This is a genomic window from Microbacterium psychrotolerans (assembly GCF_031085295.1).
Taxonomy (GTDB): Bacteria; Actinomycetota; Actinomycetes; order Actinomycetales; family Microbacteriaceae; genus Microbacterium; species Microbacterium psychrotolerans.
Genome location: NZ_JAVFWO010000004.1, coordinates 412,409 through 427,553 on the forward strand (window position 1 = coordinate 412,409; position 15,145 = coordinate 427,553).

Sequence of the window (15,145 nt, forward strand, 5' to 3'; positions counted from 1 at the left end):
AAGACGCGCCGGCTGTTGCAGGGGATCGGCCTACTCGGGCGCGTACTTGAAGGAGAGCTGGACCCGGGAACGGAACAGCAGCGTCCCGTCATCGCCGACGACGACATCCTGCTTCGTCACCTCGGCGATTCGGAGATCGTGCAGTGATCCCGCGGCGGTGGTGATGGCCTCTCGGGCCGCCTCCTCCCAGGACGAGGCACTGGTGCCGATGACGTCGATCACTCGGTACACGCTCATCTTTGAACCCCTCATCGCTCGATGCCGACGAACCCATACTGATCCCGCTCCCGCTCCGATGGAAGGGCGACAGCAGCGGGGCGCGGCGCCGCGCCCCGCTACTGTGATCCCTCATGGGGTATCAGGCAAGTCTCGGAGGCAACCCATGAAGGCAATCGTCGCGGCCGATCGATCCGCCGAAGCCGCCGGCATCATCCTGACGGAGACGCCGGTGCCGGTGCCGGCGATCAACGACGTCGTCGTCGAGGTCCACGCTTCCGGCTTCGTCCCGGCCGAGTGGGAGTGGCCCTCGACCTGGGTCGATCGCTCAGGCCATGAACGGTCGCGACCCATCATCGGACACGAGTTCGCCGGCGTGGTCACCGCCCTCGGCTACGGCACGACGGGTCTGTCGCTGGGTCAGCGGGTGTTCGGGATCACCGACTGGCACCGCGACGGGACCCTCGCCGAGCACGTGGCCGTGGAAGCCCGAAACCTCGCGCCGCTGCCCGGCGACGTGGACTTCACGATGGGCGCGAGCCTGCCGATCTCAGGCCTGACTGCGTGGCAGGGCCTCTTCCAGCACGGCCGGCTGCAGCCGGGGCAGACGGTTGTGGCGCACGGCGCCGCGGGGGCGGTCGGCTCGGTCGTCACGCAGCTGGCCCGCGAATCCGGCGCCTATGTGATCGGTACCGGGCGGGCCAAGAACCGCCAGGCGGCGCTCGACTTCGGTGCGAACGAGTTCCTCGACCTCGACAGTGCGAGCATCGAAGACATCGGCGGCGTCGATCTGGTCTTCGACGTGCTCGGCGGCGATATCCAGGAACGTTCCGCGCGGATCATCCGTCCCGGCGGCACGCTGGTGTCGGTCGTGGGGCCCGTGGCAGCGCGCCCGGACGGCGGTCTCGCCATCGATTTCGTCGTCGAGTCCGTGCCGGACCAGCTGACGCAGATCGTGCAGCGCGTCCGGGACGGACGGCTCCGCTCGAACGTAGGAACGGTCGCGACCCTCGACGATGCGGTCGCCGCGCTCAACCCCACCGCACGGCGCACCGGCAAGACCGTCATCCGCGTACGTCCCTGACGATCGGCCCCGCTCGCGCACTCGCACCCCGGTCTGAGGCGACCACACGCGGACCCGACCGCTCCCCCGCTACAGGCGCTCGATCACCGTGGCGTTGGCCATGCCGCCGCCCTCGCACATCGTCTGCAGGCCGTAGCGGCCACCGGTCGCCTCGAGGAACGACACGAGAGTGCCGAGCAGGCGGGTGCCCGACGCGCCGACGGCGTGCCCGAGCGCGATCGCGCCGCCCCAGGGGTTGAGCTTGGCGGGGTCTGCGTCGATCTCGCGCAGCCATGCGAGCGGCACCGACGCGAACGCCTCGTTCACCTCGTACGCATCGAGGTCGTCGATTCCCAGACCGCTGCGCTCGAGGATGCGCTTCGTCGCCGGAATCGGTCCCGTCAGCATCATCATCGGGTCGTCGCCGACCACCGCGAACGAGTGGAAGCGCGCCCGCGCCGTCAGTCCGAGCGCGGCCGCCTTCTCCTCGCTCATGATCAGGACAGCGGATGCCGCATCCGTGAGCGGCGAGGAATTGCCCGCGGTGATGCGCCAGTCGAGGTCGGGGAACCGCGCGGCGAGTGCGTCGGTGCGGAAGGCGGACTTCAGCCCGGCCAGGGACTCCGTCGTCGTACCTGCGCGCACGGTCTCGTCGAACGCCACCGCGTCGGGGGCGCCGGCCAGGACCGGGATCACCTGCGAATCGAACGCGCCGCGGGTCCAGGCATCCGCCGCCCGCCGATGCGATTCGGCCGAGAACGCGTCGAGCTCTTCGCGGCTGAAGCCCCATCGCTGAGCGATGAGCTCCGCCGACACGCCCTGGTTCACGAGGCCGTCGGGATAGCGGTGCACGACGCCCTGCGAGACGGTCCCGCCGTGGGCCGACGAGCCCAGCGGGACGCGGCTCATCGACTCGACGCCCGCAGCGATCACGACGTCGTACGCACCGGCGATCACGCCCTGCGCCGCGAAATGCGCCGCCTGCTGACTCGACCCGCACTGGCGGTCGATCGTCACGGCGGGCACCGTCTCGTCGAAGCCGGCCGCGAGCACGGCCTGCCGCGCGATGTTGAGGGACTGGTCGCCGATCTGGCTGACACATCCCATGAGCACGTCGTCTACCTGCCGCGACTCCAGCCCGCTGCGCTCGAGCAGCGCCGTGAGCACTCCGGCGACGAGGTCGACCGGCTGCACGGCGCTCAGCGCACCTCCGGGCTTGCCGCGCCCGGAGGGGGTGCGGACGACGTCGACGATGACGGCCTGTGGCATGGAGACCTCCTGCTCAAGAGCCTAGGACGGTGCCGGATGCCGCGGGTCTCGGCATCCGGGATCAGCCGCGCGTCGAGGCATCAGCCGCGCGTCTCGGGCGTGGCGTAGGTGCTGCGCTGCTCGATGACGGCGAGCGTGCACCGCGAGATGCACACGAGCTTGCCGGCGTCGTCGACGATGCGGATCTCCCACACGTGCACGCGGCGACCGATGTTCACGGGCGTCACGGTCGCCGTCACCCAGCCCGACGAGATCGGGCGGATGTGGTTCGCGTTGATCTCCTGGCCCACGACATGGAACCGTTCGCGATCCACGGCGAGGTAGCCCGCCCACGACGCGAGCGTCTCGGCGAGAGCCACCGATGCCCCGCCGTGGAGCACGCCCGCCGGCTGGACCGTGCGATGGTCCACCGGCATCCGTCCGACCAGCGCGTCGTCGCGGATCTCCACGATCTCGATGCCGAGGTTCTCGATGAGCGTCCCCGTTGCCATGGCTCCGAGATCGACGGCGTCGGCGCCGTGCCAGAGGCTCATCGGGTCACCCCGCTGCCTCTTCTTCGCGCTCGGCGGCGGCGAGGGTCGCGGCATCCGGAACGTAACCTTCGATGTGGCGCTCGTCGGGGCCGTTGTACTCCGACAGCGGGCGGATGAGCGCGTTCGAGGCGAGCTGCTCCATGATGTGCGCGGTCCAGCCGGTGACGCGCGCCGCCACGAACAGCGGGGTGAAGGTGAGCGTGTCGAAGCCCATGAGGCTGTACGCCGGACCCGACGGGTAGTCGAGGTTCGGGTAGATGCCCTTGCGCGCCACGAACTCCGACTCGAGGGTGTCGTAGAGCGCCGCGACGTCGGGCCGGTCGTAGTGCTCGACGAGGGTGTCGAGCGCCGCCTTCATCGTCGGCACGCGCGAGTCGCCGCGCTTGTAGACGCGGTGGCCGAAGCCCATGATCTTGCGCTTCTGCGCGAGCGCCTCGTCGAGCCACGGTCCGACGTTCTCGGCGGTGCCGATCTCGTCGAAGATGTGCAGCACGGCCTCGTTGGCGCCGCCGTGCAGCGGTCCCTTGAGGGCGCCGATGGCCCCGACGACCGCCGAGTAGAGATCGCTGAGCGTCGAGGCGATGACGCGGCCGGTGAACGTCGAGGCGTTGAAGGAGTGCTCCGCGTACAGGATCATCGAGCGATTGAAGGCGTCGACGACGACCGGGTCGGCCTCCTCGCCGAACGTCATCCAGAGGAAGTTGGCCGCGTAGTCGAGGTCGTCGCGCGGCGCGAGCGGCTGCTGGCCGCGCCGACGGCGCTGGCCGTACGCGACGATCGCGGGGAGCACGGCGAACAGACGGACGCTGCGCGCCAGGTTCTCCTCCGCACTGCCGCTCACCTCGAGCACCGAGCCCGTGCCGGCGAGGTCGCGGGCGCCGATGAGGCTCACGGCCGTGCGCACCTCGTCCATCGGGTGCGCGTCGATCGGCACGAGATCGATCGCGGCGCGCACATCAGCAGGGAGGTGACGGTAGGCCCGCTCCGTGGCGCGCAGCTGCGCCAGCTGCACGCCGGTGGGCAGGTCGCCGTGCCACAGCAGGTAGGCGACGGCCTCGAACGACTGCGTGGCCGCGAGCTCCTGCACCGGGTAGCCGCGGTACAGCAGCGAGTTCGTGTCGGGGTTGACCTTCGAGACGGCCGTGTAGTCGACGACGACGCCGGCGAGCCCCTTCTTGATGTCGGGTTCGGTCATGATGACTGCTCTCCTTCGGGGTGCGGCATGTCCCGGAAACGGTCGTTCCGCGGGTGCGGGAGCGACCGGTGTCGGGACATGCGACGCGCAATTCGGGACATGGTCAACGCTCGATCTGGAAGTTGAAGACGTCCTGGTCGAAGTGGTTGTACTGCTCGTAGTCGATGAGGTCGTAGAGATCGGCCCGGTGCTGCATCTCACCCAGCTTCGCGGTGAGGTGTCCGTCTTCGATGAGCGTATCGAGTGCACGGGATGCGGCGCCCATCGCGATGCGCAGCAGCGACACCGGCCAGATCACGATGTTCACGCCGACGTCCCGCAGCTGATCGACCGAGAACAGGTCGGACTTCCCGAACTCCGTCATGTTGGCGAGGATCGGCACGTCGACGGCGGCCCGGATCGCGGCGAACTCCTCGAGCGATCTCATCGCCTCGGGGAAGATCGCGTCGGCTCCGGCATCCACCAGCGCCTTGGCGCGATCGATGGCGGCATCCATCCCCTCCACCGCGCGGATGTCGGTGCGCGCCATGATCAGGAAGTTCGGATCGCGGCGTGCGTCGGCGGCCGCGCGGATGCGCTTGATCGCGGTGTCCTCGTCGACCACGGCCTTGCCGTCGAGGTGGCCGCAGCGCTTCGGGTTGATCTGGTCCTCGATGTGTGTGCCGGCGATGCCGGCGTCCTCGAGCGTCTGGATCGTGCGTGCCACGTTCATCGGCTCACCGAACCCCGTGTCGGCGTCGATGATCGCCGGGAGGTCGGTCATCCGCGCGATCTGCTGGCCGCGGGCCGCGACCTCGGTGAGCGTCGTGAGGCCGATGTCGGGCAGGCCGAGGTCGGCGCTGAGCACCGCTCCCGAGATGTAGACGCCCTCGAACCCCTTGCGCTCGATGAGCCGGGCGCTGAGCGGGTTGAACGCGCCGGGGAAGCGCAGCAGCTCGCCGCTCGCGAGCCGCTCGCGGAACAGCCGTCGCTTCTCGTGCGCCGGCACAGTGGAGTACAGCATCAGAGACTCCGTCCTTCACAGAGTGCGCAGCATCCGTCGTACTTCGCAGCTTGCGCGCGAGTCGCTGCGAAATCCGTGCGATTCTGCGAAGTCTGGGAGCGCGCGGACAGCATCAGAACAGGCCCTTCGGCGCCGGGGCGCCGGCGAGCACGCCGAAGTCGGCGACGATCGTGAGCTGCTGCACCTCGGCGGCGGTCAGCTCGGGGAGGCGCTGCGCGAGATCGAGGAAGCGCTCGATCTCGTCGGCCGCGAGCACCGGCTCGGCCAGCAGCCGGAACTTGCGCACGTAGTCCTCGCGCGCGAACGGCCGGGCGCCGAGCGGGTGGGCGTCGGCCACGGCGATCTCGTCCTCGATCGTCTCGCCGTTGGTGAGGCGGATCTCGACGCGGCCGCCGAACCCCTTCTCGTTCGGGTCCTCCGAGTGGTAGCGGCGCGTCCACTCCGGGTCTTCGGCCGTGGTGATCTTGTGCCAGAGCTCGATGGTGTCGGTGCGGCCGGCGCGCTCGGGGGTGTACGAGTCGACGTGGTGCCAGCCGCCGTCCTGCAGCGCGACAGCGAAGATGTACGGGATCGAGTGGTCGAGCGTCTCGCGCGACGCCGTCGGGTCGTACTTCTGCGGGTCGTTGGCCCCCGACCCGATCACGTAGTGCGTGTGGTGCGACGTGTGCAGCACGATCGCCTCGACGTTCGCGGGGTCCAGCAGCTCGGGGTGCTCGCCGTGGAGCTTGCGGGCGAGGTCGATCCAGGCCTGCGCCTGGTACTCGGCCGAGTGCTCCTTCGTGTAGGAGTCCAGGATGCCGCGCTTGGGCTCGCCGGCACCGGGCAGCGGCACCTCGTAGGTGGCGTCGGGTCCGTCGAGCAGCCATGCGATGACGCCGTCCTCGCCCTCGTAGATGGGGCTGGGGGACGTCTCGCCGCGCATCGCACGGTCGACGGCCTCGATCGCCATCTTGCCGGCGAACGCGGGGGCGTGAGCCTTCCACGTCGAGATCTCGCCCTTGCGCGACTGCCGCGTCGCGGTGGTGGTGTGCAGGGCCTGGCCGACCGCCTGGTAGATGGTCTCGACGTCGAGCCCGAGGAGCGTGCCGATGCCGGCGGCAGCCGACGGGCCGAGGTGCGCGACGTGGTCGATCTTGTGCTTGTGCAGGCTGATCGCGCGCACCAGGTCGATCTGGATCTCGTAGCCCGTCGCGAGTCCGCGCACGAGCGCGGCGCCGTCGGCCCCCACGTGCTGCGCGACGGCCACGATCGGCGGGATGTTGTCGCCCGGGTGCGAGTACTCTGCCGCGAGGAACGTGTCGTGGTAGTCCAGCTCCCGCACGGCGACGCCGTTCGCCCACGCCGCCCATTCGGGGCTGGTCCTGCGGTCGAGCGCGCACCCGAAGACGGTGGCGCCGCTCCCGCCGACCGACACCGCGTGGTCGAGGGCCTGCTGGCGCGCGGCGCTGACGGGCGCGCGGGTGAGGGATGCCGCCGCAACCGCCGCGTTGTCGATGACGCGGTTGATGATCATGTCGACCACGTCCTCGTCGACCGCCACGGGGTCGGCGGCGATCTCGGCGATGTGCCAGGCGAGCTGCCCTTCGCGGGCGAGGTTCTCGTCGCTGCGGTGGACGCGGAGGTGGTGGATGACGGTCATGACGGCCTTTCAGATCGAACGCGGAGTCGAGGAGTTCGTGAGCGCTGTGGCACGGAGCGACTCGAGGATGCTGTGGAGGGCGTTGTGGAGGTGCACGTGCGTCGCGTGGGCCGCGAGATCCGCGTCGCGGGCGGCGATCGCGGCGGCGATCAGGCGGTGCTCGGCGACGGATGCCGCCAGCCGTGCGGGGTTGTCGCGTGCCAGTCGACGGACGCGGACGAGGTGCGTGCGCACCGTGCGCAGCGCTGCGGTGAGGTAGTCGTTGGCGACGGCGGCGTCGAGCGCGAGGTCGAAGCGCTCGATGAGCGCGTAGTAGGCGTCGGTGCCGTCCGTGGTCGGCGAGGTGGGGCCCGGTGCCTCGGCGCCCGCGAGGTCGACGTGTGCGAAGTCGCGCGCGAGGTCGGCGAACGCCGCGGCATCGCCCCGCTCGGCGGCCAGGCGTGCGGCCGATTCCTCGAGCGCACGCCGCACCTCGAAGATCTCGCGGATGTCGCCGGCGTCGATCGCGGTCACGACGGTGACGCGCGGGGACTGCTGCGCGACGAGTCCGTCGGCCGCGAGGCGGCCGAGGGCTTCGCGCAGCGGGGTGCGGCTGACGCCGAGGCGGGCCGCCTGCTCCACTTCGCCGAGCACCGCGCCGGGGCGCAGGATGCCGGACTGGATCTCGTCGAGGAGAGTCGCGTACGCGCGATCGCTGGCGCGCATCCGCATCACCTCCTCGTTCGACACCTCGGCCAGTGTATACATTGAACGCATCTGGCGCCAACGTCGGCGGATCAGGAGCGCTTTAGGTATACATTTACCGCTGCGCCGGCAGCATCACGCCCCCGAACCCTGCCGGTCGCGGCGCGCCTCCGCCCGAGTCCGCGGCGCCGGGGCCGTCGCCGCCGCGGGCGGCGCGGGCGTGGCCGCGGCATCCGCTCCCCCTCGACCGTCACCGGCACCCGCACCGGCACCGGCACCGGCACCGACGATGCGGCCGTCGTGCACCTCGATGACCCGGTCGGCGCGCGCGACCAGCAGCGGATCGTGCGTCGAGACGATCGCCGCGAGGCCCTGGCGGTGGGCCAGCGCACCGAGAAGGTCCATGATCGTGGCGGCCGTGCGCGAGTCGAGCTGCCCGGTCGGCTCGTCCGCGATGAGCACGCGTGGTCGCGCCACGATCGCCCGTGCGATGCCGACGCGCTGCTGCTGTCCGCCGGACAGCTCGGCCGGCCGCTGTTCGGCGTGCGCCGCGAGCCCGACCATCGCCAGGGCGTCGGCGACGCGGGCGTCGCGTTCGGCGGGGTCGGTGCGGGCGATCCGCAGGGGCAGTTCCACGTTCTCGCGGGCGGACAGCACCGGGATGAGCCCGAAGGACTGGAAGACGAACCCCAGGGCGTCCCGCCGCAGCGCGGCGAGGTCGTCCTCGGGCAGGTCGGTGGTGTCGACGTCGCCGATCCACACCCGGCCCGACGTCGGGCGGTCGAGCACGCCGAGGAGGTTCAGCAGCGTCGTCTTGCCCGCGCCCGACGCCCCGCGGACGGCGAGGAGCTCCCCGGCGCGGAGTTCGATGTCGATGCCGTCCACCGCGTGCACGTCGCCGGCCGCGGAGGGGAACACCCGCACCAGACCCTCCGCCCGCAGCGCCACGCGGGCGTCCTGAGCCTGTTCGAGAGTCATCGCTTCTCCTCCGTGGGACGGTCGAGCGCCGCCGGCGCGTCGAGCACCACGCCGTCGCCCGCCGCCCCGTCCGCATCCGCCGGCGCGGGATCGGCAGACGCCTCACGGCGGTGCGCGGGCCACACGCCGACATGGTCCGGTTCCAGTGCGAGGCGCACCCGCTGGCGCAGGTCGAGCGTCGTGACGAAGTCGTCGGGCAGCTGGAGGCGGCCGACCTTGTCGAGCACCGCGTACTCCTCGGCGACGTGGTGCTCGGCGCCGTCCTCGTCGGTGCGGGTCGATCGCAGCACCTCGGTGGCCGTGCGCCCGTCGCGGATCTGCACCGTGCGCGCGACGTGCTCCGACACCGCCGGGTCATGCGTCACGATCAGCGTGGTGATGCCGATCTCGCGATTGACGGCCCGCATCGCCTCCAGCACATGCGCGCTCGTCTCATCGTCGAGCTCGCCCGTGGGCTCGTCGGCCAGCAGCACCCGGGGCTCGTTGGCGATGCCCACGGCGATCGCGACGCGCTGCTGCTCGCCACCCGACATCTCCGCCGGACGGCGATCGGCGCAGTGCGCGACCTCGAGCAGGTCGAGCAGCGCACCCACCCGCTCGGCGCGTGCCGCCCCCTTCGCGGATGCGGTGATCGCCAGCACGGCGGCGACGTTCTCGGCCGCGGTGAGGTAAGGCAGCAGGTTGCGTGAGGTCTGCTGCCAGACGAACCCGACGCACTCCCGGCGGAACCGCACGCGCTCGCGTCGCGAGAGCGTCAAGAGGTCGCGGTCGGCGACGCGGGCGACGCCGGCCGTCGGGGTGTCGAGGCCCGAGAGGATCGACAGCAGGGTCGACTTGCCCGAGCCCGATGCGCCGACAACCGCCACGAGCTCGCCGCGCTCCACGACCAGGCTCAGCCCTTGGAGCGCCTGCACCTCGACGGCCTCGGTGGTGAAGATGCGCACGAGGTCGGCGCACACGATGTCGGGCTCGACGCGGTGCGGCATCGCGGGCGCGCGGGTGACGGTGGTGGTCATGTCTCCTCCACGGTACGCAGGACGGCGGCGACGCGGGCGCGTCGGGTGACGGCGAGTGCGGTGGCCGTGACCAGCAGGGTCACCGCCGCGAATCCGCCGAGGGTCGACAGCAGCACGAGCGGGTCGACCGAGTACGACGGCGGGGCGAGCCCTCTCGTGAACGGCCGCAGATCGACCACGGATGCCAGCAGCACGGGCATCAGCAGCCCGAGAGCGCTGCCGACGATCAACGCGGCGATCCCCGCGGGTGCGAGCTCCCATGCGACGAGGCCGCGGCCCGCCCGCGGCGGAGCCCCGAGCGTCTGCAGGAGTGCGAGGATCCGGCGCCGCGGGCGCGTCCCCAGCACGAGCGTCACGACCACCGCCACGGCGCTCAGCACCGCGCACACCAGCACTCCGGCCACCAGCGCACCACGCAGCCCGGCGAAGGCGGGGTCGGCGTACACCGCGTCGAGGGCGTCCGCGGCTGTCGTGACGCGCACCCCCGCACCGAACTTCTCGCGCAGCTCCGCCGCGACGGCGGCGGGGTCCGCACCGGGTGCCGTACGCACGAGCAGCCGGACCGGGATCGGCGCGTCGTCCGAGATCTGCTCGGCGTAGGCGGCGTCGGCGAGCACCCACGACGACGAGGAGGTGAAGGGCACTGCCTCCGCGACGGCCCCGGCGAACTCGGCCTCGGACGTGACGATGTGCACCGGCAGCGCGGCAGCATCGGTGCGGTCGGCCTCCTCCTCGGAGAAGAGAAGCTGCGGCGGTCCCGAGCCGTCACCGAGCGAGACGTCGGCGGGCACGATACGCGGGAATTCGCCCTGCACCTCGTCGAGCCGCTCCCGGTCGACGAGGTAGAGCGAGACGCGCGAGAGCCGCTGGTCGACCTTCAGCTGGGCGGAGCGCAGCAGGTCGATGCGCGCGACCGCCGCGACGCCGTCCACGGACTCGGCCGTCGTGACGGCCTCCACGTCGAAGCGGCTCGCCGACAGCTGGACGTCGGCACCCGCCGTGGCCCGGGCGGCGTCCATCGCCCCGGTCTGCACCATGGAGAGCACGACGGCACTCGCGACGGCGAACGAGACACCGACGATGAGCGCGAGCACGGGCGCGACGCCGGTCGCGGGGTCGCGGAGCGCGCGGGCGGCGCCCAGGACGCCGAGGAATCCCGCGCGGGAGCGCTCGCGGGCGAGCAGGGTCCTGAGCGCCACCGGGTACAGGCGGAGCGTGATGACGCATGCGACCAGTGCGAGCAGCAACGGGGCCGCCACGGCGAGCGGGTCCACCGCCGCGGTCGCCTCGGTGCCCCGCAGCACGAGCAGCGCGGTCGCGAGTATCGCGAGCGCCAGGACAGCGGCCTCGACCACCGGCCGCCAGCGGGAGCGCCGGGTCGGAGCATCCGCGCGCTCGCGTCCGCGCGATCGCGTGGCGGTGGCGACGCCGACCGCGGCGGGCACGAGTGCCAGCAGGGTGGGCACCACCGGAAGAGCGGATGCCGGTCCCGCGCCGGGAAGCGCGACGGCGGCGATCGCGAGCCCGAGCCCCGCCCCCACCGCCGACGGCACGAGTCCGGCGAGGAGGCCCTCGAGACCGAGGACGCCGCGCAGCTGCCCGTTCGCCGCGCCGCGCGCGGCGAGGAGGTCCAGAGCGGAGCGGCGGTTCTCGTGCATCAGCCGGCAGGCGAGCACCAGCACGGCGAGCGCGACGCCGATCGGCCCGGCGACGAGCATCGCCAGCGCCGAGACGAGTGCCTGATTCTGCGCGATGGCACCTTCGAGAGTGGGCATGACTCCGGCCTGGAAGCTCATCGGCACTCCGGGGCCACCGAATCCGGGAGCGCGGTGCGGCGTCGCGAGGAAGCCCCGGAGGTCTGCGAGCAACTGCGGCGCGGCGGCCGCGGTCACCTGCTCCGGCTGCAGCGGATACCAGGCCTCCGTGGTCGTACCGCCGTTGAGGTGCCCGAAGCGGTGGTACGTCTCGGGTGCCGCGAACGCGGTGGTGCGCACGTAGGGGACGCCGTCGGGGTCGGATGCGATGGATGGTTCGAGCACGCCGACCTCGCGCGACCAGTGCGGGTCGCTCGGGTCCACGGCCTCGAAGGTGCCGACGAGCGTGAGCGGCACCGGCAGCACCCACCCCGACTCCGCCTCCGAGATGCGCGTCTCGCCGATCTCCCAGTCGACCTCGTCGGCGGACGCCGCCGACAGCACGATCTCGGTCGCCGGAAGGGCCTCGGCGCCGTCGACCGGTCGCCAGTTCTCGTCCATGCGCGCTTCCAGCGCGACGTTCCACTCCTGCTCGGTCACGGTCGCCCGGGGAAGCCTCCCCTCGGTCACGGTGATGCGCGAGGCGAAGCGGGGGTCGAAGTCCAGGTTGGTGGCCGACGCGTAGCGCGCCGGCTGGCCGAGACGGACGTAGTAGTCGGCGTCGCCGTGGACCGCCCTGACGGAGGCCGGCGCCTGGGTGAGGATGTCGCGAAGGCCCGAGTCCCAGGTGCCCCAGGTGTCCCGGTACTCCTGAGGCAGCGACGCGGTCGGCGCGGTGCCTGCGCCGGGGGCGGGTGGGGTGGCGATCGACGTGCTCAGATCGCGCACGGGGCCGCTCAGAGACGACACGCGGTATCGCGTCGACGCGTCGAGCATGGATCCGACGGCGAGCGGGGCGAACACGGCGAGGCCCGCCAGCACCGCGACCACGGCGGCCACGGTCGCCGTCGCCCCCAGCCCGGAGGTCAGGTGCACGCGCAGCAGGCGCCGGGTCCGAAGCCCGCCGGTCACGGGGCCGCCTCCTCGATGCGCGTGGACGAGCCCTGCCGTCGCACGGCGAGCCACGACCCCAGCACGGCCACGGCGAGCGCGACCCCGACGACGGCGAGCGCCAACACGATCGGCCACGGCGAGAACGAGAGCGTCGGCGGCAGCTGCACGTCGGGGACCGCGCGCTCGGCCATCCGAGGCACGAGGAGGGCGGCGAGGCTCACGCCGCCCGCTGCGCCGAGCACGACGCCCAGCATCACCACGACGACGGCCTCGATGCCGCGCATGCGCGCCTGCGCGGTCGGCGGGATGCCGAGCGCCCGCAGCACCAGCACCTCGCCCGCGCGCTGCGCGGTCAGGGCAGCCAGCAGCGCGATCAACGCGACACCGGCCAGCAGTGCGCCTCCGACGGCTGCGGCATCCCACAGCGTCACGACCTCACCCGCCACCGCAGAGGCGGGCGAGCCGACCGTCGCGACGGGCGCGTCGAGCGCACGGCCCAGTGCCGCGGCCGCGGACTCGTCTCCCGCCGCCCAGACCTCGTTCGCCAGCGGTGGGGTCACGACCTCGTCGGTCGCAGCGCCGTCGAGCGCCGAGGTCGCGGACGCGGCGTCGACCGCCGCGTCGAGGGAGACCAGCACGCCCGCGCCCGTGCCCGTTCCGGGGAGCGCGGTGACGATCGAAGCGACGGTCGCCGCGACCGTGCGGCCGCCCCCGTCGACGCGCACGTCGACGTCGTCGCCGACCGCGAGCCCGAGCTCGTCGGCGAAGACGGTCGTCACGACGGCAGGAATGCGCGGAGGCGTCGCACCGCCGGCCGCCCAGACCATGGCGGACCTCACCGCGGCGCCGCCGGGCAGGGCGGTGTGCAACCGGGCGTTCGGCACCGGCGCCACCAGTTCACTCTCGCCGTCATCGGTCGACAGCATGCGCATGCCGGTGACCACCAGCTCGGCGCCGGGCCATCCGCGTCCCTGCCCGATCTCGACGGCCACGATCCGCCAGGGCTCCTCACCCGCCGGCAGCTCCGCGTCCGCGGTGAGGCTGAGAGCACCGTCGGCCTCGGCGACACTCACGTCCAGCGGCACGGCCACGGGCACGCCGGCGGAGTCGTCGAGCCAGACCTGCACCTCCATCGCCCCCGCGGCCGCCGGCTCGGGCGTCGACACGCGCGCTTCGAAGCGCAGGCCGGTCGCGCCGTCGGGCACCTCGACGGCCAGCCGCGGCGCCGCGATCTCGGCGGCCAGGTTCACGGGATCCATCACGCCCGGCACCGCGAAGAGCACACCGGGCATGCTGTCCGGCGGCAACGCGACCAGCGTCCCGGCGACGCCGCCGGCGACCACGGCGGCACTCCACGCTGGGGCGGCATCCGTCACCCCGACGGTGTCGCCCGCGGTCGCGACGTCGCCGGGCGACACCGGATCGACGGCGGCTCGGAGCGCCGCTCCCGCGGTGACCTGCTGAGACTGGGCGGATGCCGCACTCCACGTCGCACCATAGGCGCCTGCGAGCACCGCCCCGGCGACGACGATCGAGACGAGAGCCACGGCCACCGTGAACGACCTCAGCCGCCGGGCCACCTGTCGCGCCGGAAATGCCGGCGCGATACCGGCACCCGCCGCCGCCGCCCGCGCGACGAGCGCCGACAGCGGCGCGAACAGGAGGACCGCGAGGACGGCGACGGCGGCGATCCCGACCGTGGGGGCGAGCACTGTGACGGCGACGGACCACGGATCGCGGGCGCCGGTGGCGAGCTGCGAAGCCTGCCAGACGAGCACGGCACCCACGAGCACGAGCAGCACGGCGACGCCCGGCGACGCCGCGCGCGCGATCCGCCCGGCGACGGAATCCGCTCCCGAAGCGACCTTCGCCCCGCGCAGCTGCGAGACGAGGAGCGTCGCTGCGAGCACGATCACCGACACGACGACGAGCGGCCAGCTGCGCGTCAGCGCTCCGATCCCGACCGGTCCCCAAGCCGTTCCGGCGGCGACGACGGCGCCGACGACCCCGGTCGCGGTTCCCGCCGTCACGACCACGACCGTCTCGATCGCTGCGAGCGCGGCGTCCTGACGGGCCGACAAGCCCCGCGCGACCAGCACGCGGGTCTCGCGGCCGCGGGCGGCACCCAGCAGCCGAGCGAGCTGCAGCACCGCGAACCACGCGAGGACCGTCAGGATGACGATCGGCACGGGCGTGATGGCCGCCGCCGCGATCGCTCCGGCCGAGACGTCTTCCACCGCGTCTGCGAGCCCGCCGGAGGCGACGATGCCTCCCTCGGCGGCATCCGATTCGCGGATCGACTCCGGGACCCGGGCAAGCCCTCGAGCGAGCCGCTCCACGCCGTCGGCGTTCAGTGCCTCGGGCGCCGGCGTCAGGCGCCAGGCGACGCGCTCGAAGTCCGAGCCGGGGTCACCGACCCGCACCGTCTCGATCCGAACGTCGTCGGCGAGGAGGTCCGCGATCACCTTTCGCGCCGCGTCGTCCTGGGCGGCGGCATCCGTCGCCGGTCGCGTGTGCACCTGCAGCCACCCCGCCGGGCTCTGCGCATCGGGGATCGCGGAGCGGATCGATGCGGCGGACGCCATGGCGGCCGCCGCGGGCAGCCCGCACAGCAGGCCGACGGCCACGGCGATCGCGGCGGCGATGCTCGCCGCCAGTCCCACCCGCGAGCGCAGCCGCGCCCGCACCAGGTGTCCCGCAGACACCGCGGGGCGGCGGAGAGGCGTCGTCGGCATCGGCGTTCCGGGGAGAGGCGGCCGGCTGGTCGCGGCGCGGGCGGATAGGGGTCCTATCCTGCCCGAT

At 72.6% G+C, this 15,145-nt stretch carries 12 protein-coding genes; 1 reads left to right on the forward strand and 11 read right to left on the reverse strand.

The annotated features are described in order from the left end of the window. Positions 1–30: 30 nt before the first annotated feature. Complete coding sequence (locus Q9R08_RS14890; RefSeq protein WP_308868892.1) at positions 31–237, reverse strand: dodecin family protein; 207 nt, start codon at positions 235–237, stop codon at positions 31–33. Between the two features lie 145 nt (positions 238–382). Between Q9R08_RS14890 and Q9R08_RS14895 the strand changes: the two genes are divergently transcribed. Further along, the gene (locus Q9R08_RS14895; RefSeq protein ID WP_308868893.1) at positions 383–1,300 is read left to right on the forward strand and encodes an NADP-dependent oxidoreductase; all 918 of its coding nucleotides are present in this window, start codon (positions 383–385) and stop codon (positions 1,298–1,300) included. A gap of 69 nt (positions 1,301–1,369) precedes the next feature. On the opposite strand, the gene Q9R08_RS14900 is transcribed toward Q9R08_RS14895, so the two are convergent. From Q9R08_RS14900 to Q9R08_RS14945, 10 genes are all read right to left on the reverse strand, one after another. Beyond that, complete coding sequence (locus Q9R08_RS14900; protein WP_308868894.1) at positions 1,370–2,548, reverse strand: thiolase family protein; 1,179 nt, start codon at positions 2,546–2,548, stop codon at positions 1,370–1,372. A gap of 80 nt (positions 2,549–2,628) precedes the next feature. Then, positions 2,629–3,081 (reverse strand): hotdog fold thioesterase, encoded by a 453-nt coding sequence (locus Q9R08_RS14905; protein WP_308868895.1) that lies wholly within the window; start codon positions 3,079–3,081, stop codon positions 2,629–2,631. Positions 3,082–3,085: 4 nt separating this feature from the next. After that, the gene (locus Q9R08_RS14910) at positions 3,086–4,276 is read right to left on the reverse strand and encodes a bifunctional 2-methylcitrate synthase/citrate synthase (RefSeq protein ID WP_308868896.1); all 1,191 of its coding nucleotides are present in this window, start codon (positions 4,274–4,276) and stop codon (positions 3,086–3,088) included. 103 nt (positions 4,277–4,379) lie between these two features. Continuing rightward, the gene (prpB, locus tag Q9R08_RS14915; protein ID WP_308868897.1) at positions 4,380–5,279 is read right to left on the reverse strand and encodes a methylisocitrate lyase; all 900 of its coding nucleotides are present in this window, start codon (positions 5,277–5,279) and stop codon (positions 4,380–4,382) included. A gap of 112 nt (positions 5,280–5,391) precedes the next feature. Next, complete coding sequence (locus tag Q9R08_RS14920) at positions 5,392–6,918, reverse strand: MmgE/PrpD family protein (RefSeq protein WP_308868899.1); 1,527 nt, start codon at positions 6,916–6,918, stop codon at positions 5,392–5,394. Positions 6,919–6,927: 9 nt separating this feature from the next. Next, positions 6,928–7,623 carry a GntR family transcriptional regulator gene (locus Q9R08_RS14925; protein WP_308869105.1) on the reverse strand — a complete coding sequence of 232 codons (696 nt, stop codon included), beginning with the start codon at positions 7,621–7,623 and terminating at the stop codon, positions 6,928–6,930. A gap of 114 nt (positions 7,624–7,737) precedes the next feature. Then, a complete protein-coding gene (locus Q9R08_RS14930; RefSeq protein ID WP_308868900.1) occupies positions 7,738–8,580 on the reverse strand; it encodes an ABC transporter ATP-binding protein in 843 nt (280 codons plus the stop codon). Beyond that, positions 8,577–9,596, reverse strand: a complete 1,020-nt coding sequence (locus tag Q9R08_RS14935; RefSeq protein ID WP_308868901.1) for an ABC transporter ATP-binding protein — start codon at positions 9,594–9,596, stop codon at positions 8,577–8,579. Before Q9R08_RS14935 ends, Q9R08_RS14930 begins: the two co-directional genes overlap by 4 nt. Continuing rightward, a complete protein-coding gene (locus tag Q9R08_RS14940; RefSeq protein WP_308868902.1) occupies positions 9,593–12,361 on the reverse strand; it encodes an FtsX-like permease family protein in 2,769 nt (922 codons plus the stop codon). The genes Q9R08_RS14935 and Q9R08_RS14940 overlap by 4 nt, the downstream gene beginning before the upstream one ends. Further along, complete coding sequence (locus Q9R08_RS14945) at positions 12,358–15,078, reverse strand: FtsX-like permease family protein (protein WP_308868903.1); 2,721 nt, start codon at positions 15,076–15,078, stop codon at positions 12,358–12,360. The genes Q9R08_RS14940 and Q9R08_RS14945 overlap by 4 nt, the downstream gene beginning before the upstream one ends. Positions 15,079–15,145: the final 67 nt, after the last annotated feature.